The organism is Nocardia blacklockiae, from assembly GCF_015477355.1.
In the GTDB taxonomy this organism is placed as follows: Bacteria; Actinomycetota; Actinomycetes; order Mycobacteriales; family Mycobacteriaceae; genus Nocardia; species Nocardia blacklockiae.
The window spans coordinates 1-24329 of sequence record NZ_JADLRJ010000017.1; the positions used below are offsets into that span (position 1 = coordinate 1).

The 24329-nt window shown below is 68.2% G+C and carries 26 protein-coding genes and 1 tRNA gene; 17 read left to right on the plus strand and 10 right to left on the minus strand.

Annotated features, from left to right (window positions below):
* Positions 1 to 252: 252 nt before the first annotated feature.
* The 3 genes from IU476_RS32090 to IU476_RS32100 all read left to right on the plus strand — a co-directional run bounded on the left by IU476_RS32090 (position 253) and on the right by IU476_RS32100 (position 2096).
* Positions 253 to 1131 carry a TRADD-N-associated membrane domain-containing protein gene (locus IU476_RS32090; RefSeq protein WP_195106074.1) on the plus strand — a complete coding sequence of 293 codons (879 nt, stop codon included), beginning with the start codon at positions 253 to 255 and terminating at the stop codon, positions 1129 to 1131.
* Between the two features lie 216 nt (positions 1132 to 1347).
* Positions 1348 to 1421: transfer RNA gene (locus IU476_RS32095), tRNA-Gly, on the plus strand.
* Between the two features lie 138 nt (positions 1422 to 1559).
* Positions 1560 to 2096, plus strand: a complete 537-nt coding sequence (locus tag IU476_RS32100; protein WP_195106075.1) for an NUDIX hydrolase — start codon at positions 1560 to 1562, stop codon at positions 2094 to 2096.
* Here the strand turns inward: IU476_RS32100 and IU476_RS32105 are convergent.
* A complete protein-coding gene (locus IU476_RS32105) occupies positions 2080 to 2244 on the minus strand; it encodes a hypothetical protein (RefSeq protein ID WP_195106076.1) in 165 nt (54 codons plus the stop codon). The genes IU476_RS32100 and IU476_RS32105 overlap by 17 nt on opposite strands.
* A gap of 14 nt (positions 2245 to 2258) precedes the next feature.
* On the opposite strand from IU476_RS32105, the gene IU476_RS32110 reads away from it, so the two are divergent.
* Positions 2259 to 2963: an HAD family hydrolase gene (locus IU476_RS32110; protein ID WP_195106077.1), complete on the plus strand. Its 705-nt coding sequence runs from the start codon at positions 2259 to 2261 to the stop codon at positions 2961 to 2963.
* On the opposite strand, the gene IU476_RS32115 is transcribed toward IU476_RS32110, so the two are convergent.
* Both IU476_RS32115 and IU476_RS32120 read right to left on the minus strand, forming a co-directional pair.
* Positions 2941 to 3747, minus strand: a complete 807-nt coding sequence (locus tag IU476_RS32115; RefSeq protein WP_195106078.1) for an XRE family transcriptional regulator — start codon at positions 3745 to 3747, stop codon at positions 2941 to 2943. The two genes, IU476_RS32110 and IU476_RS32115, sit on opposite strands and share 23 nt — an antisense overlap.
* A 165-nt stretch (positions 3748 to 3912) precedes the next feature.
* Positions 3913 to 4068, minus strand: coding sequence for a hypothetical protein (locus IU476_RS32120; RefSeq protein ID WP_195106079.1), 156 nt, complete (start codon positions 4066 to 4068; stop codon positions 3913 to 3915).
* A gap of 26 nt (positions 4069 to 4094) precedes the next feature.
* On the opposite strand from IU476_RS32120, the gene IU476_RS32125 reads away from it, so the two are divergent.
* From IU476_RS32125 to kilB, 5 genes are all read left to right on the plus strand, one after another.
* Positions 4095 to 4394 carry a hypothetical protein gene (locus tag IU476_RS32125; RefSeq protein WP_195106080.1) on the plus strand — a complete coding sequence of 100 codons (300 nt, stop codon included), beginning with the start codon at positions 4095 to 4097 and terminating at the stop codon, positions 4392 to 4394.
* Entirely contained in the window at positions 4391 to 4747 is a 357-nt protein-coding gene (locus IU476_RS32130; protein WP_195106081.1) for a hypothetical protein, read from the plus strand. Before IU476_RS32125 ends, IU476_RS32130 begins: the two co-directional genes overlap by 4 nt.
* An 85-nt stretch (positions 4748 to 4832) precedes the next feature.
* Complete coding sequence (locus IU476_RS32135; protein ID WP_195106082.1) at positions 4833 to 5282, plus strand: hypothetical protein; 450 nt, start codon at positions 4833 to 4835, stop codon at positions 5280 to 5282.
* A gap of 7 nt (positions 5283 to 5289) precedes the next feature.
* Positions 5290 to 5475, plus strand: a complete 186-nt coding sequence (locus IU476_RS32140) for a hypothetical protein (RefSeq protein WP_195106083.1) — start codon at positions 5290 to 5292, stop codon at positions 5473 to 5475.
* 345 nt (positions 5476 to 5820) lie between these two features.
* Entirely contained in the window at positions 5821 to 6357 is a 537-nt protein-coding gene (gene kilB, locus IU476_RS32145) for a plasmid transfer protein KilB (RefSeq protein WP_195106084.1), read from the plus strand.
* On the opposite strand, the gene IU476_RS32150 is transcribed toward kilB, so the two are convergent.
* On the minus strand, positions 6347 to 7534 hold the full coding sequence (locus IU476_RS32150; protein ID WP_195106085.1) for an arylsulfotransferase family protein: 1188 nt from the start codon (positions 7532 to 7534) through the stop codon (positions 6347 to 6349). The two genes, kilB and IU476_RS32150, sit on opposite strands and share 11 nt — an antisense overlap.
* Before the next feature lie 190 nt (positions 7535 to 7724).
* On the opposite strand from IU476_RS32150, the gene IU476_RS32155 reads away from it, so the two are divergent.
* The 3 genes from IU476_RS32155 to IU476_RS32165 all read left to right on the plus strand — a co-directional run bounded on the left by IU476_RS32155 (position 7725) and on the right by IU476_RS32165 (position 11762).
* Entirely contained in the window at positions 7725 to 8117 is a 393-nt protein-coding gene (locus IU476_RS32155) for a hypothetical protein (protein WP_195106086.1), read from the plus strand.
* Positions 8118 to 8159: 42 nt separating this feature from the next.
* Positions 8160 to 10886 (plus strand): ATP-binding protein, encoded by a 2727-nt coding sequence (locus IU476_RS32160; protein ID WP_195106087.1) that lies wholly within the window; start codon positions 8160 to 8162, stop codon positions 10884 to 10886.
* A gap of 126 nt (positions 10887 to 11012) precedes the next feature.
* Positions 11013 to 11762, plus strand: coding sequence for an SDR family NAD(P)-dependent oxidoreductase (locus IU476_RS32165; RefSeq protein WP_195106088.1), 750 nt, complete (start codon positions 11013 to 11015; stop codon positions 11760 to 11762).
* A gap of 10 nt (positions 11763 to 11772) precedes the next feature.
* On the opposite strand, the gene IU476_RS32170 is transcribed toward IU476_RS32165, so the two are convergent.
* Positions 11773 to 12738 carry a hypothetical protein gene (locus IU476_RS32170; protein ID WP_195106089.1) on the minus strand — a complete coding sequence of 322 codons (966 nt, stop codon included), beginning with the start codon at positions 12736 to 12738 and terminating at the stop codon, positions 11773 to 11775.
* A 496-nt stretch (positions 12739 to 13234) separates the two neighbouring features.
* On the opposite strand from IU476_RS32170, the gene gnd reads away from it, so the two are divergent.
* Positions 13235 to 14263, plus strand: coding sequence for a phosphogluconate dehydrogenase (NAD(+)-dependent, decarboxylating) (gnd, locus tag IU476_RS32175; protein WP_195106090.1), 1029 nt, complete (start codon positions 13235 to 13237; stop codon positions 14261 to 14263).
* A gap of 84 nt (positions 14264 to 14347) precedes the next feature.
* On the opposite strand, the gene IU476_RS32180 is transcribed toward gnd, so the two are convergent.
* Both IU476_RS32180 and IU476_RS32185 read right to left on the minus strand, forming a co-directional pair.
* Entirely contained in the window at positions 14348 to 15676 is a 1329-nt protein-coding gene (locus IU476_RS32180) for a lipase family protein (protein WP_195106091.1), read from the minus strand.
* A gap of 1 nt (position 15677) precedes the next feature.
* Positions 15678 to 16940: a hypothetical protein gene (locus tag IU476_RS32185; protein WP_195106092.1), complete on the minus strand. Its 1263-nt coding sequence runs from the start codon at positions 16938 to 16940 to the stop codon at positions 15678 to 15680.
* A gap of 236 nt (positions 16941 to 17176) precedes the next feature.
* Between IU476_RS32185 and IU476_RS32190 the strand changes: the two genes are divergently transcribed.
* Together IU476_RS32190 and IU476_RS32195 are read left to right on the plus strand one after the other, a co-directional pair.
* Positions 17177 to 18334 carry a glycoside hydrolase family 3 N-terminal domain-containing protein gene (locus tag IU476_RS32190; RefSeq protein ID WP_195106093.1) on the plus strand — a complete coding sequence of 386 codons (1158 nt, stop codon included), beginning with the start codon at positions 17177 to 17179 and terminating at the stop codon, positions 18332 to 18334.
* A gap of 84 nt (positions 18335 to 18418) precedes the next feature.
* Positions 18419 to 19018 (plus strand): TetR/AcrR family transcriptional regulator, encoded by a 600-nt coding sequence (locus IU476_RS32195; RefSeq protein ID WP_195106094.1) that lies wholly within the window; start codon positions 18419 to 18421, stop codon positions 19016 to 19018.
* A 126-nt stretch (positions 19019 to 19144) separates the two neighbouring features.
* Here IU476_RS32195 and IU476_RS32200 read toward each other — a convergent pair whose 3' ends face one another.
* Together IU476_RS32200 and IU476_RS32205 are read right to left on the minus strand one after the other, a co-directional pair.
* Positions 19145 to 20011, minus strand: coding sequence for a MaoC family dehydratase (locus tag IU476_RS32200; RefSeq protein WP_324194487.1), 867 nt, complete (start codon positions 20009 to 20011; stop codon positions 19145 to 19147).
* Positions 20012 to 20021: 10 nt separating this feature from the next.
* Positions 20022 to 21383, minus strand: coding sequence for a 3-oxoacyl-ACP reductase (locus IU476_RS32205; RefSeq protein WP_195106095.1), 1362 nt, complete (start codon positions 21381 to 21383; stop codon positions 20022 to 20024).
* Between the two features lie 246 nt (positions 21384 to 21629).
* Between IU476_RS32205 and IU476_RS32210 the strand changes: the two genes are divergently transcribed.
* Both IU476_RS32210 and IU476_RS32215 read left to right on the plus strand, forming a co-directional pair.
* Positions 21630 to 22991 (plus strand): acetyl-CoA C-acetyltransferase, encoded by a 1362-nt coding sequence (locus tag IU476_RS32210; protein ID WP_195106096.1) that lies wholly within the window; start codon positions 21630 to 21632, stop codon positions 22989 to 22991.
* A gap of 201 nt (positions 22992 to 23192) precedes the next feature.
* The gene (locus tag IU476_RS32215) at positions 23193 to 23711 is read left to right on the plus strand and encodes a GNAT family N-acetyltransferase (protein ID WP_324194488.1); all 519 of its coding nucleotides are present in this window, start codon (positions 23193 to 23195) and stop codon (positions 23709 to 23711) included.
* A 143-nt stretch (positions 23712 to 23854) separates the two neighbouring features.
* Here IU476_RS32215 and IU476_RS32220 read toward each other — a convergent pair whose 3' ends face one another.
* The gene (locus IU476_RS32220) at positions 23855 to 24295 is read right to left on the minus strand and encodes a hypothetical protein (protein WP_195106098.1); all 441 of its coding nucleotides are present in this window, start codon (positions 24293 to 24295) and stop codon (positions 23855 to 23857) included.
* Positions 24296 to 24329 lie beyond the last annotated feature (34 nt).

Here is a 24329-nt window from a genome sequence, read left to right on the forward strand (position 1 = left end):
TTCAACAGGGCCAAGCACTGGCGGGCGGTGGCCACGCGCTACGACAAGCTCGCAATCACTTACCGCGCCGGATTCGTCCTGGCCCTGGTCGTCGAATGGCTCAAATTATTGGGAGACACGACCTAGAAGGCGGCCCGCCTAAGACGGCTTACTAGTCTTGTTCTGCCCGAATGAGGCCGTTAGTTTGGTCAGACGTACCGCTAACCCTTCCAACGGCATAGCAATCACGAGTAATCGACCCGAAGGGTACGAATGTCTGGCGCCTTCCTAGCGGCGACTGGCGGCGAGGGCAGCACCCCCGGCGTCTCGACCGGCTATTCTACGAATCCGACATGGACCGTGTTGACCACATCGGTGAAGGCCGATAATACGGCTATAATCGTAGGCTTTGTCATACTCTTTATTACAACCGTTGCCATGGGAATTGCCCTGGAACGCTATCGCCGACGACGAGAGCAGGCACTTCTGGATGCAGCCACGACATTGGCAGAAAACTTCAAGTCTTCTCCGAGTACGATGCCGCACACATCGGCTCAGCATGAGGAGGAATCAGCAGAAGTATCGCTCGCGCGACGCCTCGAAGACCAGATAGACGAGGTGATGCGCAGTCAGGTCGACCTGTACGTCACCCACCTCAACGAAACCTGGAGACAGAACCGCGTGATGCGCTGGATATCTGGCATAAGCATCATACTCGGCGTCCTACTCGTAGTGTTCGGCGTAGCTTGGGCCATGTTTTCGACTATCAACGTAGGAATATTTTCGGCTATCTGTGGAGCAGTTCCCGCAGCGATAGCGAAACTCGCCTTCAACAGGGCAGAGGCCGCCGAGAGATCGGCTTCAGAAAATTTCGCAGTCCTCAACAAGGCCGTCAGTAGCGCCAATCGCATTCGACAGGCCGTCTCATTGGCATTGAAGCTCAACAGCGCCGACCAACGGGAGTACGTGCTTTCGACCATTGCGTTGTCGATGTCACTTGGCGGCGAACCGGAAACTCAAGAGTCCTCGATCCTGGAGAAGGCACTCAGCAATCGCCCGTCATTTTCCAAGTCATCTCCGAAACGAAGCGCTTCCAATTCGTCAGCGAACGGTAAGTCCCGACAGGGTGTACCCGCTCCAGTACACACCTGATTTCCTCCGATCACTCGCACGTAATCGGCAGGCCCATAGTCATCACCGAAGGAGCGCCATCGAAACCAGATGCGGCCGCCACTCGCCGTCTCGAGCCGATAGCGACATTCCGCTTAGCTCACAAGAGCTCAAAGCTGCAGATCATCAACGCTACCAGCAAAGTTGCACTCCTGCCCGTCGCGTCTGCTAGAGTCTCTCCAGCACCACGGGTGCCCAGCCGGTGTAGTTTAGTGGTAGAACATCAGCTTCCCAAGCTGAGAGTGCGGGTTCGATTCCCGTCACCGGCTCCACGCATCATCTCCGGCCAATAGGTCGACGGATCCGATGATCACCCATCACTGACAACGTGACATAGGCGCTGATGCTTGTGGAACGCTCCGGCGGGCGAATGGCTCGGGCGCACCGCGCAAGCGGACTACCGTCGAGGGGTGAAGCGCACCCAGTGGAAGATTCACGGCGAGAAGCTGATCGACGAGAATCGTCATATTCGGCTGTCGACGGTTGAGGTCGAGTTGCCCGACGGCGTGAAGTTCACACAGTACGTTGCGCGTCTGCCGCACTGTGCGATGACGCTGGTGCTCAACGAAAATCGTGAAGTGCTGCTGATGTACCGGCACCGATTCATCATCGACAAATGGGTGTGGGAGCTGCCGGGCGGCTATGTCGACGGGGCCGAGGATGTCGCTGCTGCGGCGGCGCGTGAAGTCGAGGAAGAGACGGGGTGGCGGCCGCGGACGATGGAGCACCTTGTCACCTACCAGCCCGCGATCGGCACGCTCGATCATCCACAACAGATCTATCTTGCCCGTGGGGCCGAATCGACCGACATGGTGCCGGATGCCAACGAGGCCGAGGACATCCGTTGGATCCCGCTCGAGGAAGCGGTCGCAATGATCGATCGCGGCGAAATCGTCGGTGCGGCAACTGTAGTCGCGCTGTATCGGGCGCTCAGTCTTGCCGGATAGTCAGCTGGCGCACCTGTTGCCGGAAGTCGGCATCCTCCGGCAGCTGCGAATGCGGGTCGAATCGGCGCCGCAGGTCGCGCAGATCGGTGTAGCTGCGCCACGACGATAATCCCTCGGCGATGCCCAGTACCCGACATCCCACGCTCACGTACGCTTCGCTGCGTGGGACCAACGCTTGTCCTGTGGGACGTTGACAACACCATGATCGTCAACGGCGGGGTGTCGAAAGATGCCTATGCCGGTGCGTTCGAAGCGCTGACAGGAATGCGAGTGGAACACCGCCCGCGCACCGGCGGGAGCACCGATGAACTGATCATGCGGGATCTGGCCGAGCTTCACGGCGTTTCGCTCCCCGCCGAGACGGACCCGATTTTCGACGCCCTGGAACACTCGCTGCGCGACCGGACAGCGGATCTCGCTGCCCGCGGTCACGCGCTGCCCGGCACCCGAGAGGCCTTGGACGCCCTCGCGCGGGTAGCGGGCGTGGTCCAATCCGTACTGACAGGCAACATCCGGCCCAACGCCTACAGAAAGCTCGACACCTTCGGCCTAGCGGGGCCTCCGCTGGAGTGGGGCATCGGAGCATTCGGCTCGGACGACCGGGTCCGCGCCAATCTGGTTGGCATCGCCCAACGACGCGCGGCAGCGGAGCACGGAGTGTCGTTCACCCGCGCCAATACCGTGCTCGTCGGTGACACACCGAATGACGTGCGAGCCGGGCTCGAAGGCGGCGCGAAGGTGGTGGCTGTCGCGACCGGCAGCGACCGTGCAGATGTTCTCGCCGAGGTCGGAGCCGATATCGTTCTTCCTTCTTTGGAGGACACGGCCGCATTCCTGGTGGCGTTCAAACAGGTGCTGGAGGCTTGAAGTTCGCCTCCGAAAACTTGCTCCAGAACATCGATTCCGTAATCGGCGAGGCCGTTTCCCGCACTCGCTCGAAGCTACGGACGTACATGTCGAAGAAGTCGCCGCCGTGGATGCGCCGAAGGTGGAGCACCGGGGCCATGTACCCATAGGTTCCGTAGACGTGCTGATTCACAAGCATCTGGTCGTCGTACCGGAATATGGAGTTGTACAGGCAGGTTCGGTGCAGGAGAAATTCGACGCCAGGCACCTCTACCAACGGACTGTAGTACGTGAGCGCCATTCGAATGCGCGCGGGAATCGCCTCGTACAGTCTCTCCTCTTCACCGCGGAGGGCCATCTCCGGCGCGTCCGGATCGCCGAGGAGGATGCGCACATCGACGCCGTTCTCGGCCTTCTCTCGGATCAACTCGATCGACTCCGGGTTCTGCTCCGGCAGGAACAAGCTGGCATTGGCGAAGAGCCAGAGTTCGGATTGCGTGCCGGCCAGCAGGTCGAGCCACAACCGCCGCGGTGTGTCGGCCCGGTGCGGGTACATGTCGACGATCTCCATCTGCGCGGCCTGCTTCGTCGGCAGATCCATTTCCGGCCAGAGGAATCCGACCGCTACGCCTAGTTCGGCTGCGGCGACGTGGGCCGCCGTCCGCCGAGGAACGACTCCCCTGCTGACCCAGCGTTGAACGCTCTTCGGATCGAGACCTACCCGTTCGGCCAATGCGTCGACAGTGACGCCCGCGTCTGCGATCGCGGCGCGCAAACGTTCATTCGGAGCTGAATGCAACGACATCGCCGTTCCTTCAGGGACGTTCGGGACGTTTGGGTTACACACTAACGCCCCGCAACGTCCCGGCTATGCGGTTCCGGAGGAGCCTCGTGAAAAGAGACCATCAGCAGGATTACGCCACTCGGCGTCTTCGGCCCTTCGCCGCTGCGCGAGTGCACCACACCCCAATCACACGAGGCGGACATCCACATGGAGACGGAAGTAACCACGCATCGAATCGCGATCCCCTGCCAGCGCATCGACGGCATCGACCGGCTCGTCTGCGAGCGCGTCCTGATCATCACTGTCGAGGGCGAGCGAGTCCTCGAGCGCGCCGGTCTGCATGCGGCGTTCTGTGCTGTGGACGCGGGATGAGGATCGAACCGGCCGCGCTGATCGGGCTCGATCCCGCCCAGTCCGGGAAGGCGCGGCAACTGCACGAGAAGCAACTCGTCCGGCTCGCCGAGCGGCTCGGATACGAAGCTGTCGAGCCGATCGTTGTGCTGCCGATGGACACGGCCCGGTTGCTCGACCGGATCCGCGAAGACGACGTCGACGCGCTGATCGTGCCCAGTCTCGACCACCACGTCGACCTCCGCACAGTCGTCCCGGTGTGCGACGTCATCACGATGTATCCGGAGGGCACCTACCAGCGGCGCGAGCAGCCATGAGCAACACCGTGCTGGTCTGGTTGGTCGTGGGTGTCGTCGTGATCTGCCTCGGCGTCGCCGCGCTGATCGTCGGGGGCGACATCTTCCCTCCGCGCGACGAGATGCGCGACGCCACCACACGTTCCGATGCACAGCACACCAAGCGGCAGAACATCGCACCGGGACAACAGAACTCGTGGATTCCGCCCTGGACGCATGCCGCGCCACCGCGGCCATTCACGGTCGACGCCGCGCATCGTGTGACACAGCAGCACCGCGGCTGTCTGCGCGACGAGTGTCCGCGCAAGCGGGCGGCGTGGCAGACGCTCGTGGAGGCGCGCCGTGTGACGCCGGATTCTGGGCGGGAGTTCTGAAGTGGCCAGCCAGCTGGTTGCCCTGCTGAGCGTGGTGCAGACGCAGGGAAACCGTTGTCCTACAAGAAGAACAGGGAGGAACGCGATGGAGATCACGACGAAGGGGCTGTTAGCCGCCATCGTCGGTGTGGCGTTGATAGCGCCCGCGATGGCGGCCGCAATGCCGCCCGCCGCACCGGTCGCCACGCAGTCTTGCGGGTTCGAGTTCACGTGGACACGGCCGACCGTGCTTCCGCCCCAGGTTGTGGCACGCGGCGTCGCCCAATGCACCGTGCCTCCGGAGGAGCACATCGCCGTACTGAAGCTGGAATTCCGGCCGGCGGGAGGTTCGCGGTGGGAGGTGGCATCCGCCGCAGCGCCCAACAGGACGATCCCCGCATCCGATGCCCGATACGAGGTGTCGGTGCCGTGCTATGCCGGATCCTGGCGCGCCGCGGTAGAGATTTGGGGCAGTATCCAAGGCAGCCCGTTCACGTTCAGCGACCGGTCCGGTTCGGTCGACGTTCCGCCCAGCGCCTGCGCGCCCCGAGGATAGGAGACTCATGGCATCCGATCTGGCCACGTCGCGAGAATTGCGCGACGACCTCCAGGCCATCACCGAGCGGGCCGCGGCCCTGGTCGGTGCCGACCATCCGGCCGTGGCGAAGTTGCTGCAGGCAGCCGACGAGCTGGCGCGCGCGGCACTCGCTGACAGGCCACGTACGTACGGCGAGCTGCCAGACGACTGAACGAGAAATGGCGTCCCGGTCCTGAGTAACGGGCCGGGGCGGGCATGTATGGAAGCTGCTCACTGGGGTCCGACCGCCGCAGCGGTTCGGGGTATGCGAGAGGTGCGATTCGCGCAGATTTGTTGCATGAGGTACGAAGCGGCTGAGTAGGTTTCGATCTCGCCGTGTAGTTTCGACCACCTCCGCAAGGAGGCAAGTTCATCGCCCGCCGGGCGGGCAGATCTTCTTCGACCATGTGGAAGGGCTTGACCGCGATGATGGTTGATCGGGATGACGTGCTGCGAGAATCGGGGATCGGCCGGAACGGGCACCGAATGCTGCAGGCGCACCGGTAGATTCCGTGTTGTGACCGCTGTCTACAGTGCCTTGATCGCAGTTTCCGGCACCTTGCTCGGGTCTATTCTCACTTTCGTCTTTCAGCAGAGGACTGCGGATCGTAATGCGCTGAACGGGTTCGCGGAGCAGTTGCGTCGGGATCGGCTGGAGGCGTTTCACGCGTTCAGTGTGGCGGCGAGCAAGTTTCGTCACGCTCAGATCGAGCGCTGGTATCTCATCCATGAGAATGCCGAGAGCAGTCCTGAACAACTGGACGAGGCCAAGCGCCAAAGCTACCGTTTGCGTACAGAACTCAAGGAAGTGCTGTTGCGGGTTGAGTTGGTCGCGCTCGAGCCGCGTCTGCGCGAGCTGGGTACTGCCGTGGTCGATGCCATCCGGCCGATCCACCGTCCCGCCACCCATGCAGAGCACGCCGCGCTGTCGGACGAAGCAGCCGGGGCCATACGCGCATTCGTTCGTCATGCCGCGGATGAAGTGCAGTCTGCACCCAGTATTTCCCGTAGCCGCGCCCCTCGTGACGCGAAGGCGGTCCGAATCAGGGCGTAGGCGCCCAATCTTCCAGGTAGGCACGGTAGGTGCCGAAGGGGAGGGTGGCGTCGTAGACCAGTTCACCGGCCGGGGTGAATTCGGAGATGTGGGGGGCCATGCCCCAGCCGACGAAAGTGTTGCTGTTGGGGAGGGCCTGGGCGCCGCCCATGGCGAAGGCGGTGAGGGCCTCGGGGTGAGTTTGGTTGCGGGACAATGTGGCTCGGTGGGTGGGGAAATCGAGGTGGATCCATTGGATGCTGGAGGGGCCGAAGGTGGATTTGCCGTTGGAGTTGTTGTTGAACAGGCGGAGGGTGGTGGGGTCGGCGAATTCGGCGTCGTGCTGGAAGGCGAATTGGATGCCGGGGTCGAGGTCGAAATCCGAACGGCTGCCGCCGATCTGCCAGTTGATCGTGCCGGTGTGGATGTCCACGTCGTAGATCGTGGAGGTGTTGCGCATGGAGATCACGAGGTTGCCGGCGGGGTCGAGGCTGATCGAATTGATGTGGTACGGGTCGTAGACGCGGGTGCCGGGTAGTAGGCCGGGCTCGGTGGTGTCGGTGAGTGGTACGTGCTCGGCGGCGCTCCAGCGCAACAGCACTCGTTTGGTGGCGACGTCGATCACCGAGGCGGTCGAGTCGTACATCCGGGCGTCGGGCGGGCCGCCGATCGCGGTCAGGTCCGCGGTGATCTCGCGGTAGGAGGTGATCAGCGCGCGCCCGTCGGCGGTCAGGCGGAATTCGTGCACGTCGCTGGGATCGTCACCGGCAGTGAGGGTTTCGAGGACGCGGCCGTGCTCGTCGGCGATGTAGTCGACGCCGGAGCCGTGCCCGCCGACGGTGCTGCCCTGCCACCAGGTCAGCACCCGCCTGCCCTGATAGGTCTGGGTGCGGAAGTTCGACACGTCCTGGCCGGGCGGCGGGGTGTAGCGCCAGAGTTCGCGACCCGACTTGTCCAGCACGATGTTCGCGGGCGCGGTGGCCGGCAGACCGGCCAGCGCGGGCGCGAGACCGGGAACCAGGGCGGCCGCGCTCACGCCGCTCGAGTAGTAGACGTACCCCGGGCTGCCCGCGGGGCTGTTCACCGCGACGGTGTAGGTCGGCGTGCCCACCGGCAGCGTCGGCAGCGCGGCCGCGGTGCCCGGCAGCGCCGCGGCGACGCCGAGCGCCACCACCACAGCGATCGTGGTCTTGAACATCGGACTCCTTAGCGAACGTCACTAACTTCCGGCAGCGTACACGCGCTTTTCGCGGACGCCGGATGACTGGAGGGGCCCGAATTCGATTCTCCGGCCGACGGCCTCGACCGCGCTAGCATCGTGGGAACAGGACGCCGACTGACCAGTCGGCGACTCGACCGCCGCACCGAAGGGTTTGGGGGATATCGGGATGAGTTCGCTACCCGAGTTCGTGCGGGACGCCGTGCGCCGTTCGGTCGCCACCGGCGACGGGACCGCGGTGATCGATACGGGCTCCGGTGTCGTCCAGTGGCTTTCGGCTGCGGGCAGCGTCTTCCACATCGAGGTGGCCTATCCGGACCATCAGCGGCGGCGGTCGCTGTGGCAGCGGCTGCGCGGCGGATCCACGCCCGCGGCCGGGTTCACCGAGCGGCAGCTCGCCTCGCTCGGCACGCTCGGCTTCGCGGAACTGGACTCGGCCTACGTCCTGCGCGCGGACGGGACCGGGCTGGACCACGACCACGTGGTCCACGTCGTGGTCACGGTGCTGCGCGACGTCCTGCGGGCACCGGACGTCGCGACCATGTCCGCCGAGGTCTTCTGAATCCGTCCCCACCCGTCCACAGGGCGTCGCTACGCTGACGGAGTGTTGACAGGGCGTGACGGCGAGCGGGCCGAGATCGACGGGCTGCTCGACGACGCCAGGGCGGGCCGGAGCCGGTCCCTGACGATTCGCGGGGAAGCCGGAATCGGCAAATCCGCGCTGGTGGAGTACGCCGCGACCGCGGCGGCCGGGATGCGGGTGGTGCGCGGCGTCGGCGTGGAGTCCGAGGCGGAACTGCCCTTCGGCGCGCTGCATCTGCTGCTGTACCCGTATCTGGACCGGCTCGACGGGCTGCCCGGCCCGCAGCGTTCGGCGCTGCGCGCGGCGTTCGGACAGATCGAGGCGCCCGAGGCGAACCGCTTCCTGATCGGCGCGGCGACCCTGACGCTGCTCGCCGAATTGGCCGCCGAGACACCGACACTGATCCTGATCGACGACGCGCAGTGGCTCGATCGCAGTTCCACGGACGCGCTGCTGTTCGCGACGCGACGATTCCACGCCGACCCGGTCGCGGTCGTCCTCGCCGTCCGGGAGACCGCGTCGCCGTTCGCGACTCCCGGCATCGACGCGCTGCGGCTGGCCGGCCTGCCGCGCGCGGCCGCGACCCGGCTGCTCGACGAGCGCGCACCGGGGCTCACGGTGCCGGGCCGCGAGCGGGTGCTGGCCGAGTCCGGCGGTAACCCGTTGGCGCTCATCGAACTCGGCGTCGCCCGGCGCGCGGCCGAACGTGCCGGGCACGCGGATCCGGTGCACGAGGTGGGGCCGCTGCCCGTGACTCGCCGTGTGCAGGACAGCTTTCGCGCCCAGATCGACGAACTTCCCACCGCCACACGTACTCTGCTGCTGATCGCGGCCGCGGACACCGGCGCGGGCGTCGACACCATCCTGCGCGTAGGCGCGGCGTTCGACCTCTCCGCCGCCGATCTCGAGCCCGCCGAGCACGCCGACCTGGTCGCGCTGTCCACCGATACCCTGACGTTCCGGCATCCGCTGATTCGCGCCGCCGCCTACCAGCAGGCCACCCATCACCAGCGGGTGGCCGTGCACGAGGCGTTCGCCCGGGTCCTGACCGCGGCCACCGACGCCGACCGCCGCACCTGGCACCTCGCCGCCGCGACCACCGAGCCGGACGAACGCGTGGCGGCCGAACTGGAGAACACGGCGCGACGAGCGCAGCATCGCGGCGGCGCGATGGCGGTGTCGGCCGCCTACGACCGCGCCGGTCGGCTCAGCGTCGACCCGCGGCAGCGCGCCCGGCGCGTTCTCATGGCGGCCCGCGCCGCCTACGATGCCGGCCGGTCCGACCGGGCGAACCGGCTCGCCTCCGAGGCGGCGGCGCTGACCGCCGACAACGGAATCGTCGCGGACGCAACGCATATCAAGGCCCAGATCGAGTACGAACGCACCTCCCCCGCCGCCGACGCCGAACTCGCCTTGCGGGCAGCGGAACTCGTGGTCGACGACGACCCCGACCGTGCGGCCTTCATCCTGACCGAGGCCGCGTGTTGCAGTCGCGACGCGGGCCGCCCCGATCTGCTGGCGCGCACCGTCGCGCACTTCGAATCCCTTCGCCTGCCGCCGGATTCGCCGTTGCGCGTCCAGGTGGCGGGGCAGGTGGCGTGGGCGGACTTCCTGGCGGGCAGGCCCGAATCGGCGGTCGACCGGATGACGCGCCAGCTGGCAGCGGCCCGGGAGGACGGCGTCGACGACCTGCACAAGATAGCCGCCGCGTTCAGCGGCGTGATGCTCGCCGACGACGCCGAAACCGCCGCCGTCCTGGAGGCCGCGCTCGACGAGCAACGCGCGACGGGCGCGGTGTCGTGGATCCCGTACTCGCTCGAGGTACTGGCCGTGGCACGGCTGCTGGGCGGCGCGTTTCTGCAGGCGCGAACCGCTGTGGCGGAAGGGATTTCGCTCAGCGTCGAACTCGAGATGGCGACCGAGACCGCGGTGCTGCGCGCGGTCGAGGTGTGGTTGGACGCCGTGGCGGGCCACGAGGAGCAGTCCCGGTCGCTGGCCGCGGAGATCGGGCCGATACTGGCGGCGCGGCACCCGACCCACGCGGCGCTCGTCGAGTGGGGACCGGCCGTCGCGGATGTGGCGGCCGGGCGGTTCGAGGCGGCCCTCGACGCGCTGGATCGGGTGTGTACCGGTCCCGCCGCCCACGACTTCCCGATCCGCGCGGTGCCCGACCGGGTGGAGGCGGCGGTCCGCGGCGGCTTCCTCGAACGTGCCGAGGAGCACCTGCCCGCCTTCGAACGATGGGCGCGCGCGGTTCGAAATCCGTTGGGCGAGGCGCTGTTACATCGCTGCTACGCGTTGCTGTCGGCCGGTGACGACAGCGCCGAGAAGCACTTTGCCACCGCCGTCCAGCTGCACGAGCGGCACGGCGGGCCCTACGATCGGGCCCGCACCCAGCTCGGCTTCGGGGAGTGGCTGCGCCGGCGGCGACGGCGGGGCGATGCCCGTGCCCAGCTGGCGGCGGCCCTGGACACCTTCGACCGAATCGGCGCCCGGGTGTGGGCGGATCGCGCGCGCGTCGAATCGGCCGCGCTCGGTGAGCAACCGGCCGAGCAGCGCAGCGATCCGCTGAAACTGCTGACGCCACAAGAAGTTCAGGTGGTGCGGCTGGCGGCGGCCGGGCACAGCAACCGGGAGATCGGCGCGCAGTTGTTCCTCAGCCCGCGCACCGTCGGCCATCACCTGTACAAGGCCTATCCGAAACTCGGTGTCACCCGGCGGATCGAACTCGCGCAGCTGGATCTGTAGCACTCGGCGAATGACTTATCCGGCGGCTCCGCGCCCGCCGCAACGCCGGTCACGCGACCGATGCGACCGTCGTGACCTGCGAAATAGCGTCTTCCCATCGGACCGAACCGACAGGAGAAGAACACCATGTTGCTCGAGAACAAGAACGCCGTGATCTACGGGGCGGGCGGTGCCATCGGCTCCGCGATGGCCAAGGGCTTCGCCGCCGAGGGGGCGAGCTGCTACCTCGTCGGCCGCACCGCCGCCACCCTCGACAAGGTCGCCGACGAGATTCGCGGGGCCGGTGGCCGCGCCGAGACCGCCGTCGTCGACGTGCTCGATGCCGCCGCGGTCGCCGACCACGCCGACGCGGTGGTGGAAAAGGCCGGGAGCCTGGACATCTCGACCAATGTGATCTCGCAGGACGCGCTGTTCGGTCCGCTGCTCGACGCGCCGCTGGACGCCTTCGCCGACTCGATCGCCAAGGTCGTGCGCACCCAGCTCGCGACCACGAAGGCCGCCGCGCGGTACATGGTGGAGCAGAAGTCGGGGGTCATCCTGTTCTTCGGCGGCTCGGATCCCGTGCACAAGTTCGCGGGACTCGGCAATGTCCAGGTGAGCATGGATACGGCGGACGCACTGCGGCGGCAGTGGGCGGCCGACCTCGGGCCCTACGGCGTGCGCGTGCTCTCGCTGCTGACCGGCGGGATCATCGACACCTTCCCGGACATCCCCCAGACCGAGGAGGCGCGCAAGGGCATCGTCGACGGCACCTTGCTGAAGCGCGCCGCGACCCTCTCGGACGTCGGCCACGTCGCGGCCTTCGTCGCCTCGGACCGCGGCCGCTCCCTCACCGGAACCCAGGTCAACATCTCCTGCGGGGCCTGCGGCGACTGAGCCGAGTGGGTCAGACTCCCGAACCGACCGCGCTGCCGACCGCGCCGCCCACCACACCACCGGCGACGGCGGCGGGGATGCCGAGGGCGGCAGCGCCGATGGCACCGCCGACGACCGCACCGACGCCTGCGCCGACTGCCGCCCCGGCGGGGCTCGCCCACACCGGACCGCCCAGCGGAACGGCGGGCAGACCCGCGACCAGGCCGACACCCGCACCGATCACACCACCGACAGCGGCACCGACGATCGCACCCGGCACCGCGCCGACCACCGCCGCCGGGATGCCGGCCGCGGCCGCGCCCACCGCGGCACCGGCCATGGTGCCGCCGGCGATCTTGTCGGACCGGCTGGCGTTGATGCCGACGGAGTTGAGGCCGGTGGCGATGTTCGCCTCGGTGACCGCGGCGGTGGTGTTCACCGTGTCGAGCACGTCGTCGGGCACCTCGCTCGGTACCGGGGAGGTGAAGTCGCCGACGCGCAGCGTGCGCGGGGGCGGCGCGATCGGGGCGACCGGCTCCACCGGCGTGGGCGCGTGCAGGCCCTGCCAGTTCACGCCCGGTGCGGGCTTGGACGGCTGCGGGATGGCCCGGAAGTTCGGGGGCACAACGTAATCCGGCGCGCTCGGTGCGGCGGGCGGCGGCACCGGCGGCAGGCTCGGCGCGGTCACGCCGGGCTGCGCCTGCCCGGGCCGCGGCGCGAAGAGGCTGTCCGCGCCGCGAGGCGCGACGCCCGGCTGCGACGTGCTCGGTACGGGCCGCTCCGGCGGGCGGACCTGCTCGCCGCGGGTGGGCGGAACCGCGGTGTCCGGCGGCTTCGGCGCGGTCTGCGGACCGGACGGCGAGCCGGTGGTGGAGGTGGCCGCGCTGGTCGGCGACTTGACCGCCTGGTCGGTGGAGCTGGAACAGGCGACGGCCAGAGCGAGCGGGATCGCGCCCATCGCGGGCAGCACCACGCGCCGCGTCGTTGTGCCGTTCAACTTCCGATGCCGACCTTGCACGTCGTCACACCCACCCTCATCAGTCTGTTACTCGACAACCCCCCGCAGCCGCGACGGCCACGTGCGCGAGCGATCGTATCCATGCCACGACGCGTCGACGCAAATCCATGTGAGTGAAGCCACATTCAGGTTTATCGCCGCCTTCGCGAGCCCACGCCTCGCGAATTGTGCCCTGCGACAGCGCATTCGGCAGCGCGCGGCAACGACCACCGGCGCATCCGCGCTGGGTGTCCCCCGAAGGCGTTGTGTCCGGACCGGACAGGCGAGGGCGCGACCGCCCCAAATGAAAGGCCCCGCGCGGTTGCCGGGTCGGGGGTCTGGCAACAGCGCGGAGCCGTCCTGAATATCGGTAGCGGGCGCGGAGCGTTACACGAAGGCCGGAGAAATTTCCGAACGGTGCACCGAGGACAATCGAGCCAGGCACAGCCAGCAGAGCTCGGACCTGCCGACGCTCGGACGACTCGAGGAGATGAGTATGCAGCTGGGAATGATCGGGCTCGGCCGGATGGGCGCCAACATCGTGCGGCGCATCGTCCGCGACGGGCACACCGCTGTCGGTTACTCGCGGCACGAGGATCAGATCAAGGAGTTCACCGCCGAGCTGGGCGAGAGCTTCACCGGTACCACCGATTACAAGACGTTCGTCGCGCTGCTGGAGAAGCCGCGCATCGTGTGGGTGATGATCCCGGCCGGGGCCACCGGTGCGGTGATCGACGAGGTCGCCGGGCTGCTCGACCCGGGCGACATCATCATCGACGGCGGCAACAGCCGGTACCACGAGGACATCAAGCGGGCCAAGGAACTGGGTCCGAAGGGCATCCACTACCTGGACATCGGCACGTCGGGCGGCGTGTGGGGCCTGGACCGCGGCTACTGCCTGATGATCGGCGGCGAGGCCGAGACCGTGAAGCACATCGAGCCGCTGCTGCAGGCCATCGCGCCCGGTGTCGACGCCGCCGAGCGCACGCCCGGCCGCACCGGCGAGCCGTCACCCGCCGAGCAAGGTTATCTGCACTGCGGTCCCGCCGGCGCCGGGCACTTCGTGAAGATGGTGCACAACGGCATCGAGTACGGGGCCATGCAGGCCTACGCCGAGGGCATGAACATCCTGCACAAGGCCAATATCGGCAAGACCGTCGCGGACGAGCACTCCGCCGAGGAGACCCCGCTCGAGAACCCCGAGCACTACCAGTACGACATCGACGTCGCGGAGGTCACCGAGGTGTGGCGGCGCGGTTCGGTGGTGGCGTCCTGGCTGCTGGATCTCACCGCCGCGGCCCTGCACGCCGACCCGGAGCTGAGCACCTTCGGCGGGCGGGTCTCCGACTCCGGCGAGGGCCGCTGGACCATCCACGCCGCGATCGACGAGGGCGTGCCCGCGCCGGTGCTGTCGGCGGCGCTCTACCAGCGTTTCTCCTCGCGCGGCGAGGCGCTGTACTCCGACAAGGTGCTGTCGGCAATGCGCAAGGCGTTCGGCGGGCACAACGAGCTGCCGGGCAAGTAGAGACGAAGGTGGCCCCCGACAGCGGTTCGTCGGGGGCCACTTCTGTGCTCGCTTCCCCTCATCATTCCGGGGGACGGGCGTCGATCAGTCGAACACGCTGTCCAACCAGTCGATGGTCTGCATGCCGAACAGGTCGGTGCCCCAGCCGTACAGATCGGTGAGCATCTTCACCACGCTGCAGTCGGTCGGCTGGTAGGTGACGTCGGTGCCCTGTTCGCGGTAGGTGTCGGCGAGCCTGCGGGAGTCGGCGGCCGGGACCAGCGACATGAACGAGTCGTCCTTGGCGCAGGAGGTGATGAGCACCTTGGCCTTCGGCGCACCCGCCGTGCCGAGTTCGTTGTCGTCGAACACGTGCTGGAAGTCCGGCTCGTCGGCCGGGCTCCGGCCGGTGGCGAACATGGCGTTCAACGGCACGAACGGCATCGCGAAATACGCGTCCTGGCACTGCTTGCGGAAGATGTCGGCCACGCCGCGCCCGATCGGGCTCAGCTTCGAATCCAGTGCCATCTCCGGGTATTTCGGCTCCAGCCCGAGCAGCGTGGCGAACCCGAATCCGGATCCGATGCCCCCGTCGGCGACGCGCAGGAAGTTGCGCTGGTTCACGACCATGCCTTCCAGCACAGCCGATTTCACGTTCAGCTCGGGCGCGTAGGTGGGTTGCAGTTCGGCGGCGAAGGCCGCGCCGACGCCGCCGCCCGCGATGCCGAACAGCGCGGTCTGCGCGTTCGGGTCCAGGCCCGCCTCGGTGAAAGCCAGTGCGGCACGGGCGCCGTCGAGCTGGGTGTGCGCGGCGTACTTGCCCGCGAACACCCCGTGCGGGCGCGGGTCGGCGTCGTTGCCGACGTCGGAGATCATCACCGCGTGGCCCTTGCCGAACATCAGCGCCAGCGGGCCCAGCGCCGACCAGGACGCGCCGTCGAACGGGTCGCCGCCGGTCCACTGTGTGCTCGGGTGGCAGCCGGCGCCCACGCTGTCGTTGGCCTCCTGGTAGGAGACCAGGTGCCGCTGGTCGGCGGGCTTGCCGTCGCGCGGGATCATCAGGATCCCGGTGCTAATGCTCGGCGTGACGCCGTCGAGTTCGGTGCTGACGTACATCAGCTTCCAGGCGTCCAGGTTCGCCGGCTTCAGGCCGGTGTACAGCACGTCGACCTTCTTGGATTTCAGGACGGTACCCGGCCGTTCGCTGCCGGTCAGCGGCGGCTCCTGATAGAAGGGGTCGTCGGCCCGCAGGCCCTGGAAGATCTCCTGCGGCGAGCCCGGGGTGGCGCCGGTCAGCGCCCCGACGACGTAGCCGTTGAAGACCTTGTCCAGTCCCGGCGTCCGCGGCGGAACCGGTTCGGCCGCAACGGTTGCCGCGCCGGCGCACAGCAGCGCGCAGGCCGTGGCCGCCGCCGCCAGAGTTCGTCTGCGCATCTCAATTCTCCTGTCCGGCGGGGGTGATCTTCAGCTCCTGCACCGCCGAGGTCAGCAGCTGCGGGATGTTCAGCAGCGGCCGATGCGATTCCAGCTGCTGCTCGTAGGGCGTGCGCAGGGTGGCTTCCAGTGCGGGCCAATTGTTCTCGACCTGCCACTTGTACTTCGGCAGCAGTTCGGTGGTGATGTAGTCCCAGCGCGCGTCGAGCACCGACCAGTTCCAATCCGGCAGCGGCATGGTGAGTTCCATCGCCCGCCCGTCGGATCCGGTGAAAGGGATTCGCACCGGGCGGAATTCGCGCGGCGGCACCACGCCGGCCACCGAGGGCGACCCGACCGCGCCACTGAGATAGGTGATGGCCTCGCCGACCGGGCCCTTGTAGGAACGCACCTCGTCCCACTGCCCGCCGATCGCCCACTGCTGCTCGCGGCGCAGCAGCGTGCCGTTGCCCGCGGCGATCCGGTCGCCCTCGCCCGAGGCGACGTCGCGCCAGGCGCTCATGATGTCCTCGCCGAACAATCCCGCGGCCTGGAATTCTTCCAGTGCGGGCAGGCCCGCGGTGACGTAGGCGTCGTGCATCGGCATCAAATCGGAGAAAATGTTCTTCTGCATCACCAGGATCATCCCGAGGATCCAGCGCAGATCCTCCGGCGTGATCTGCGGGCCCGCCTGCGCGAGCGCCTTCAGCCCGTCGGGCAGCAATGCGACCGCCTGCGGTCCCGCGGTCTGCTCGACCGCACCGAGCACGGTGTGCGCGGCCTCGGCGATTCCGGGCAAATTGTAGATATTGCCCATCAACTCGAAATCGACCAGGCCGCCGCCGAAGTCGGCGCCGACCTGCCCGCCCATTCCGGCCCACTGCAATTCGCGGTGGTCGAGTTGCAGATCCTCGTAGTACCGATACGACTTGATGAGGTTGTCGCGGTTGGCCTGCACCCCGGCCCGCGGATCCCAGGACCGCAGGTCGATGCCGGCCTTACCGGTCGCGTCGACCAGCCAGTACTGGTAGAGCAGCGCGGCATAGCGGCTGGGCGCCACCCCCGCCGCGCGGGCCTCGTCGAGCAAACGACCCAATTCGGCGGGGTCGTAGGGAAGTTCGGGGTTCACGCCGCCGGGACCCCGGGCGGCGTCGCGGTTGACCAGCGGTAGGTCGAGATAGCGGTCCACGTCACTCGCCGTCGCGGGACCCGCCGCGATCAGGCCGAGCCCTACCAGTGCCGCGAGCGCCAGTCCCGCGCCGCGCGCCATTGCGCCGATACGCATCGTTGTTTTCAGCCTTCCACTCTGCTGCGGGTCGAAAATGACATCGAAAGCCCTAGCCGTCGATCAGCTGCCCTGTGTCGATACCAGTTCCCGGCCATTTCGAGAACGTGGCGCGCCGAGGCTACCAATAACCGATCGACCGACAGATATCCATGACTCTTATCACAGAACGATAACGATCGGCATAGGATGCCTGGTGTGGGAATCGCGGACGCGGACGGCTACCGTCAACTCCCATGCGCACCGTTCCCGGGATCGTTCTCGCGGTACTCGCGGTCACCGTGACCGCCTGCTCCGGCGGCAGCAGCCCGACCGCCGAAACCTCCAGCGCCACCGGCACGCCGCCCACCTCGGCGGCGCCGGTCACCTCCGGCACCCAACCCGATTGCAACGCGGGCTTTCTCGCGCAGTTCACCACCCGCCAGAAGCTGGCCCAACTGCTCACCGTGGGCGTGAACGGCCTCGCCGACGCGGAGAGCATCGTGCGCACCGAGGGCGTCGGCGGCGTGTTCCTCGGCAGTTGGACCGACCCGGCGCTGCTCGGCGACAAGCAGATCCAGCGGGTCGAGTCGGCCGCGCGCACGCCGCTCATGGTGACCATCGACGAGGAGGGCGGCCGGGTCTCGCGGCTGCGCAACCTGATCGGGGCCGCGCCCTCGGCCCGGGTCGCCGCCCAGACGACCTCGGCGGAGGACTACTACACCCAGAGCGCCGCCCGCGGCCGGGCCATGAAGGACCTCGGCATCACCGTCGATTTCGCCCCGGACGTCGACGTGTCGAGCCAGCCCGACGACAGCGTCATCGGCGACCGCTCCTACTCCGACGATCCCGAGGTGGTCACCCGCTACGCCGACGCGTTCATCCGCGCGATGCACGATGCCGGGGTCGGCGCGGTGATGAAGCACTTCCCCGGCCACGGCTCCGGCTCGGGCGACTCGCACACCGGCGCGGTGCGGACCCCGCCGCTGGACCAGTTGCAGCAGGTCGACCTGGTGCCGTTCCGCAACCTGGTCGGCTCGGGCGCGGCGGTGATGGTCGGCCACCTCGACGTGCCGGGCCTGACCACCGACGGCACCCCGGCCAGCATCAGCCCGCAGGTCATGGCGCTGCTGCGGCAGGGCACCGGCTACGGCGCGGCGCCGTTCGACGGACCGATCTTCACCGACGACCTGAGCGGCATGGCGGCGATCACCAGCCGGATGGGCATCGAGGACGCGGTCGCGGCCGCACTCGAGGCCGGCGCCGACAACGCCCTGTGGATCAACTCGGACGCGGTGACCACGGTGCTCGACCGGCTCGAGCAGGAGGTGCGCGCGGGCAAGCTGCCGATGACACAGGTGGACGAGTCCGTGCTGCGGATGGCCCGCTTCAAGGGCATCCCGATGCACTGCTGAGGTCCCCGCGAATCATCGGCAATTGTCTCGCATGGAACTTACCTTGGAGTAAGATAGGGGTTTCATCGTGGTCTAGGAGAGCGCATGGCAGGCGGTACGAAACGGCTTCCTCGGGCGGTTCGTGAACAGCAGATGCTGGACGCCGCCGTAGAGGTGTTCTCGCGCAAGGGTTACCACGACACCTCGATGGACGCCATCGCCGCGGAGGCCAAGATCTCCAAGCCGATGCTCTATCTGTACTACGGCTCCAAGGACGAGTTGTTCCGGGCCTGCATCGCCCGCGAGAGCGTGCGGTTCATCGAGGCGGTCGCGGTGGCGGGCAACCCCAAGCTCACCCCGCACGAGCAGCTGCGCGCCGGGCTCGAGGCGTTCCTGTCCTATGTGGACAACAACCGGCTGTCCTGGCAGGTGCTGTACCGGCAGGCGCTGGGGCAGCAGCCGTTCGCCTCGGAGATCGCCAACAGCCGCGAGCGGGTGATCGAGCTGACCGGCAAACTGCTCGAGTCCAGCGCCAAATACGCCGAGCCCGGCACGAATTTCGACATCGTGGCCGTCGCGGTGATCGGGGCCGGCGAGGCCATCGCCGACCGGATCGCCAGCGGCGAGGTGGAGGTGGCCGAGGCCGTGGACCTGCTCGACGACCTGGCCTGGCGCGGCCTGGCGGGCAAGAAGAAGGCCGAGTAGAAACGAAGAGCCGCACGGCTTCTCGGTACTCGCCGCCGATCGAATCCCCCTTGCGACTCGATCGGCGGCGGCCGAGAAGGCGTGCGGCCACTTCCGTTCGGTCCCCCGACGAGACCGAAGTTCGGTTCAGCGCAGCGTAGCCGTCAGGTGCGGGTAGCCCTTCTTCGGGTGCTTCAGCGACAGGTCCCAGCCGCCCTCGGCCTGGTCGGCGTAGACGTTGACCGTCGCGGGCAGCAGCACCGGCTTGCCGAACTTCACCGAGTACGTGGTCTGCGCCGGGACGCGGCCCTCGATGACCCCGAGAATGGCCGCGGCCGACCACATTCCGTGCGCGATCGAGCGCGGGAACCCGAAGGCCTTGGCGCTCAACGCCGACATGTGGATCGGGTTGCGGTCGCCCGAGGCGGCGGCGTAGCGGTGGATCAGTGCCTGGTCCACGCGCAGCGTGCGCAGCGGCGGCGGGGGCGCCTCCTCCGGCTTCGGCTCCGGCTTGGGGCCGCCCGACAGCGAGGTGCGCTGCTGGTGCAGGAAGGTGGTGACCTGCCGCCACACCAGCTCCCGGCCCACCCGGACCTCGCTGATCGCGTCGACCAGCAGGCCCTTCGGGTGCTCGCGCAGGTTCTCCACGTGGGCGTGGATGTCCAGCGGCTCGCTCACCGAGATCTCGCGGGTGCGCTCGATGACGTTCTCCGCGTGCACCGCGCCCACGGCGACGAACGGGAAGTCGCGGGCGACCACCAGTTGCATCACCACGGGGAAGGTGAGCACGAACGGATAGGTCAGCGGCAGCGAGTCGCCGAAGCGCTGCCCGGTCGCGTGGCAGTACGCGGCCAGGTTGTCGACATCGACCGTGACGCCGTTCAATTCGATGGCGCGGTCCGGGATTTCGGGCTTGCGGCCCGAAACCAGCGGCAGCGGAACGGCTCCCAGCGCGGCCTTCACATAGAGATTGCCGGTCTTCGGGGGCTCGGTCAGCGAAATGGTCTGGGTCATGATCCTCCGATCAGGCGCCGATGAGGCTCTGGCCGCAGACCCGGACCACGTTGCCGGTCACCGCGTTCGACGCCGGGCCGGCGAAGTAGGCGATGGTCTCGGCGACGTCGACGGTCTGGCCGCCCTGCGACAGCGAGCTCATCAGCCGGCCGGCCTCGCGGGTGCCGAGCGGGATGGCGGCGGTCATGGCGGTCTCGATGAAGCCGGGGGCGACGGCGTTGATGGTGATGCCCTTCTCGGCCAGCTTCGGGGCCTCGGCGTTCACCATGCCGATGACACCGGCCTTGGAGGCGCCGTAGTTGGTCTGGCCGCGGTTGCCCGCGATGCCCGCGATCGACGAGATGTCGATGACCCGCGCGCCTTCCTTCAGCACGCCCTTGGACACCAGCGCCTCGGTGATCCGGTGCGGCGCGGCGAGATTCACGTTGAGCACCGCGTTCCAGCGGCCCTCGTCCATGTTGGCGAGCAGCTTGTCGCGGGTGATGCCGGCGTTGTGCACGACGATGTCGAGGCGGCCGAAGCGCTCGGCGGCCAGCTCGGCGATCTTGTCGGCGGCGTCGGGCGCGGTGACGTCCACGGCCAGGGCGGTGCCGCCGACCTTGTTGGCCGTCTCCGACAGCGCCTCGCCGGCGGCCGGGATGTCGGCGACGATGACCTGCGCGCCGTCGCGGGCGAAGACCTCGGCGATGGTGGCGCCGATGCCCCGGGCCGCACCGGTGACCAGGGCGACCTTGCCGTCCAGCGGCTTGTCCCAGTCGAGCCCGGAGACGGCCGCGTCCTCCTTGCCTACCCGGAACACCTGGCCGTCGACGAAGGCCGACTTGCCCGACAGGATGAACCGCAGCGTGGACTCCAGGCCGGTGGCGGCCGCGGCGGCCTCCGGGTGCAGGTACACCAGGTTCGCGGTGGCGCCGCGCAGCAGCTCCTTGCCGACGCTGCGGGTGAAGCCCTCGAGCGCGCGCTGCGCGATCTGCTCCTCGACACCCGCGGTGAGCTCCGGAGTCGTGCCGATGACCAGGATGCGGCCGGACGGCGCGATCGAGCGCATGGCCGGCTGGAAGAACTGGTACAGCTGCTCGAGCTCCTCGACCGAGCCGAGGCCCGTGGCGTCGAAGACCAGGCCGCCGAACTTCACACCCGGGGTGAGCGAATCCACGAAGGTGTAGTCCGACAGCAGGGTGCGCGTCGCCTCGGCGACCCGGCCCTTGCCGCCCAGCAGTACCGGGCCGGGCAGCGCCGGCTCGCCCGGGGTGTAGCGGCGCAGGTTCTCCGGCTTGGGCAGCCCCAGCTTGCTCGCCAGGAACGCGCCGGGGGCCGAGTGAACGAACGATCCGTACAGGTTGGGAGCGCCCTTGTTCTTGCTGGCTGCCACTGTTCCTACCTTTTCCTCGAGTCGAATGTGGACGTCTGCGTCGGCTGCCGACCGCCCCCGCGCCCGGCCTGGACCGAGCGTTGTTGCGCACATTCACGGGGTACGGTGTCGACAACGAACTTACTCCAGAGTAAGTTTAAAGTAAACCGACAGCGAGGGGGCATCGGTGCACGGCCGAAAATTTTTCGGCCACGCCCCGAGCGCCGAGCAATCCCGAACATCCCCGACGAGACAGTGGAGACTCGAGTGACTACCAAAGCCCGTTCGGCGAAGGCCGCGTCATCGACCAGCGCGTCATCGAAGAGCTCGGCGGCGAGCAGCCGACCCACCAAGCAGGCCCGCCCCGTTGCGGTATTGGGCGGGAACCGCATTCCGTTCGCCCGCTCGGACGGCCGCTACGCGCACGCCTCCAACCAGGATATGTTCACCGCGGCGCTGAACGGGTTGGTCAGCCGCTTCGGTTTGCAGGGCGAGCGGCTGGGCATGGTGGTCGGCGGCGCCGTGCTCAAGCGCGTCGGCGAGCACGGCATGATCCGCGAGAGCGTGCTGGGCAGCGAGCTGTCGCCCTACACGCCCGCCCACGACCTGCAGCTGGCCTGCGGCACGGGCCTGCAGTCGATCGTCACCGTCGGCGACGCGATCGCGCTGGGCCGCATCGAGGCCGGCGTCGGCGGCGGCACCGACACCACCTCCGACGCGCCGATCGGCGTCAGCGAGTCCATGCGCGAGTGGATGCTCGACGCCAACCGCGCCAAGAAGAACGCCGACTACGTGAAGCTGGTCGGGCGGCTGCGGCCGAGCATGGTGGGCATCGAGATCCCGCGCAACGCCGAGCCGCGCACCGGGCTGTCGATGGGCGAGCACGCCGCCATCACCGCCAAGGAGTTCGGCATCGCCCGCGAGGCGCAGGACGAACTGGCCTACCTGTCGCACCGGAACATGGCCGCCGCCTACGACCGCGGCTTCTTCGACGACCTGGTCACCCCGTTCCTGGGCCTGACCCGCGACGACAACCTGCGCCCGAACTCCACCATCGAGAAGCTGTCGACGCTCAAGCCGGTGTTCGGCAACAAGCTCGGCGACGCGACCATGACGGCCGGCAACTCCACCCCGCTCACCGACGGCGCGTCCGCGGTGCTGCTGGGCAGCGAGGAGTGGGCCGCCGAGCGCAACCTGAAGCCGCTGGCCTACCTGGTCGACAGCGAGGTCGCCGCGGTCGACTACGTGTGGGGCCCGGACGGTCTGCTGATGGCGCCCACCTACGCGGTGCCGCGCCTGCTCGCCCGCAACGGCCTGACCCTGCAGGACTTCGACTACTACGAGATCCACGAGGCCTTCGCCTCCGTGGTGCTGGCCACCCTGCAGGCCTGGGAGTCCGACCAGTACTGCAAGGAGCGGCTGGGCCTGGACGGCGCGCTGGGCTCGATCGACCGCGCCAAGCTCAACGTCAACGGCTCCTCCCTGGCGGCGGGCCACCCCTTCGCCGCCACCGGTGGCCGCATCATCGCCCAGACTGCCAAGCAGCTCGCGGAGAAGGGCTCCGGCCGCGCCCTGATCTCCATCTGCGCCGCGGGCGGCCAGGGCGTGGTGGCCATCCTGGAGCGCTGAAACCCGCTGCAGGGCAACGTGTCTGCCTGAGGAAGCGCCCGGCCCATGGCGGCCGGGCGCTTTTTCGTACGCGCCCTCGCCGCGGGCACGGCACCGCCGAATTCGTCGTGGCCGGGGTCGATTGTCCGCGCAGGGCCGGTTCGTGTTCGCAGGGGCTCGAAGATCGTCGCGGACGGGCGGCGCGGTTCTAGAGTCGGCGGGGTGAGTCCTTTGCGGGTAGGTGAGGAGTTGGTGACGGAGCGGCTGTCGTTGCGGCGGCCGGTGTCGGCGGATGTGGACGCGGTGCTCGCCATTTGCGGGGATCCGCAGCCGTGGGTGTCGACCGTGGCGGATCGAGCGGAGGCGCAGCGCCTCTACGAGCAGTGGGACGAGCAGTGGCAGCGGCTGGGGTACGGGTACAGGGTGGTGCGGTATCGCGGGGAGGCGGCGCAGCTCGGGTTCTGCGGGCTGCGGACCGCGCGGTTCAAGGGGCAGCCGGGGCTGAATCTGTTCTACCGCTTCGCCTCCGACACGTGGGGACGCGGCGTGGCCACCGAGTCAGCGGCCGCGGTGGTGCGCTGGGCCGAGAAATGGCTGCCCACCCTCCCCGTCGTCGCGCGGATTCGTCCCGAGAACGCCGCCTCGATAAAGGTGGCGCGGCGAGTGGGGCTGGTGCGGGCCGAACACTTCGACGAGGTCGACGACGAAGGCTTGGACTGGATCCACTACGCGAGTGAGTGAGTGCGTAGGTGCGCGAGCGCACCCTACCTCCCGTCATTCCGGCATGCTTTTGGCCGGAATCTACTGGACCGCAGGGTGGATCCCGGCCAAAAGCATGCCGGGATGACGGGGCGGGCCGCGCCAGGATGACCGGGTGGCTGTGGTCAGCAGATGCGGCCCATGTTCATGGTGCCGGGCGGGCAGGCCTGGTCCTGCAATTGGCGCTCGCGCATTCGGTCGAGCTGTTCCTGTTGGCGCTCCCGCTGCTCCTGCTGGGCTTGCCAGGCCGGGAGGCCCTGGGCGTTCCACAGGATGGGGTGGGCGTCGGGGCCGCAGTCCTCGACGAACTGCTGTGTCGTGTCGGCCTCGGCCGTGTAGCCGAGCCAGAAGATGCGCAGGTTGGTGCACAGGGCCTGCATGCCGACGGCGGCGGGCGCGTCGTCCTCGTTGACGCAGGTGGTGACGATTCGGCTGGCCTCGGGCTGCGCGGAGCAGGTGGTCGGCCCGAACGGCCGGGCGGCCGACGGCCCAGCGCCGAACGACACGCCCACTCCCACGGTGATCGCGGCGGCCGCACCGAGAACCGATATCGCGCGCAAGTTCATAGGAGCCCCCCGGATATGTGATCTCGAGACCGCC

What these genes read in the sequence shown, in the direction of transcription:
- IU476_RS32090 (WP_195106074.1), top strand. Translation starts at nt 253, where the DNA reads ATGTCTGGCGCCTTCCTAGCGGCGACTGGCGGCGAGGGCAGCACCCCC.
- IU476_RS32115 (WP_195106078.1), bottom strand. Translation starts at nt 3,747, where the DNA reads ATGTCGTTGCATTCAGCTCCGAATGAACGTTTGCGCGCCGCGATCGCA.
- IU476_RS32120 (WP_195106079.1), bottom strand. Translation starts at nt 4,068, where the DNA reads ATGCAGACCGGCGCGCTCGAGGACTCGCTCGCCCTCGACAGTGATGAT.
- IU476_RS32125 (WP_195106080.1), top strand. Translation starts at nt 4,095, where the DNA reads ATGAGGATCGAACCGGCCGCGCTGATCGGGCTCGATCCCGCCCAGTCC.
- IU476_RS32130 (WP_195106081.1), top strand. Translation starts at nt 4,391, where the DNA reads ATGAGCAACACCGTGCTGGTCTGGTTGGTCGTGGGTGTCGTCGTGATC.
- IU476_RS32135 (WP_195106082.1), top strand. Translation starts at nt 4,833, where the DNA reads ATGGAGATCACGACGAAGGGGCTGTTAGCCGCCATCGTCGGTGTGGCG.
- IU476_RS32140 (WP_195106083.1), top strand. Translation starts at nt 5,290, where the DNA reads ATGGCATCCGATCTGGCCACGTCGCGAGAATTGCGCGACGACCTCCAG.
- IU476_RS32150 (WP_195106085.1), bottom strand. Translation starts at nt 7,534, where the DNA reads ATGTTCAAGACCACGATCGCTGTGGTGGTGGCGCTCGGCGTCGCCGCG.
- IU476_RS32155 (WP_195106086.1), top strand. Translation starts at nt 7,725, where the DNA reads ATGAGTTCGCTACCCGAGTTCGTGCGGGACGCCGTGCGCCGTTCGGTC.
- IU476_RS32165 (WP_195106088.1), top strand. Translation starts at nt 11,013, where the DNA reads ATGTTGCTCGAGAACAAGAACGCCGTGATCTACGGGGCGGGCGGTGCC.
- gnd (WP_195106090.1), top strand. Translation starts at nt 13,235, where the DNA reads ATGCAGCTGGGAATGATCGGGCTCGGCCGGATGGGCGCCAACATCGTG.
- IU476_RS32180 (WP_195106091.1), bottom strand. Translation starts at nt 15,676, where the DNA reads ATGCGCAGACGAACTCTGGCGGCGGCGGCCACGGCCTGCGCGCTGCTG.
- IU476_RS32185 (WP_195106092.1), bottom strand. Translation starts at nt 16,940, where the DNA reads ATGCGTATCGGCGCAATGGCGCGCGGCGCGGGACTGGCGCTCGCGGCA.
- IU476_RS32190 (WP_195106093.1), top strand. Translation starts at nt 17,177, where the DNA reads ATGCGCACCGTTCCCGGGATCGTTCTCGCGGTACTCGCGGTCACCGTG.
- IU476_RS32195 (WP_195106094.1), top strand. Translation starts at nt 18,419, where the DNA reads ATGGCAGGCGGTACGAAACGGCTTCCTCGGGCGGTTCGTGAACAGCAG.
- IU476_RS32200 (WP_324194487.1), bottom strand. Translation starts at nt 20,011, where the DNA reads ATGACCCAGACCATTTCGCTGACCGAGCCCCCGAAGACCGGCAATCTC.
- IU476_RS32220 (WP_195106098.1), bottom strand. Translation starts at nt 24,295, where the DNA reads ATGAACTTGCGCGCGATATCGGTTCTCGGTGCGGCCGCCGCGATCACC.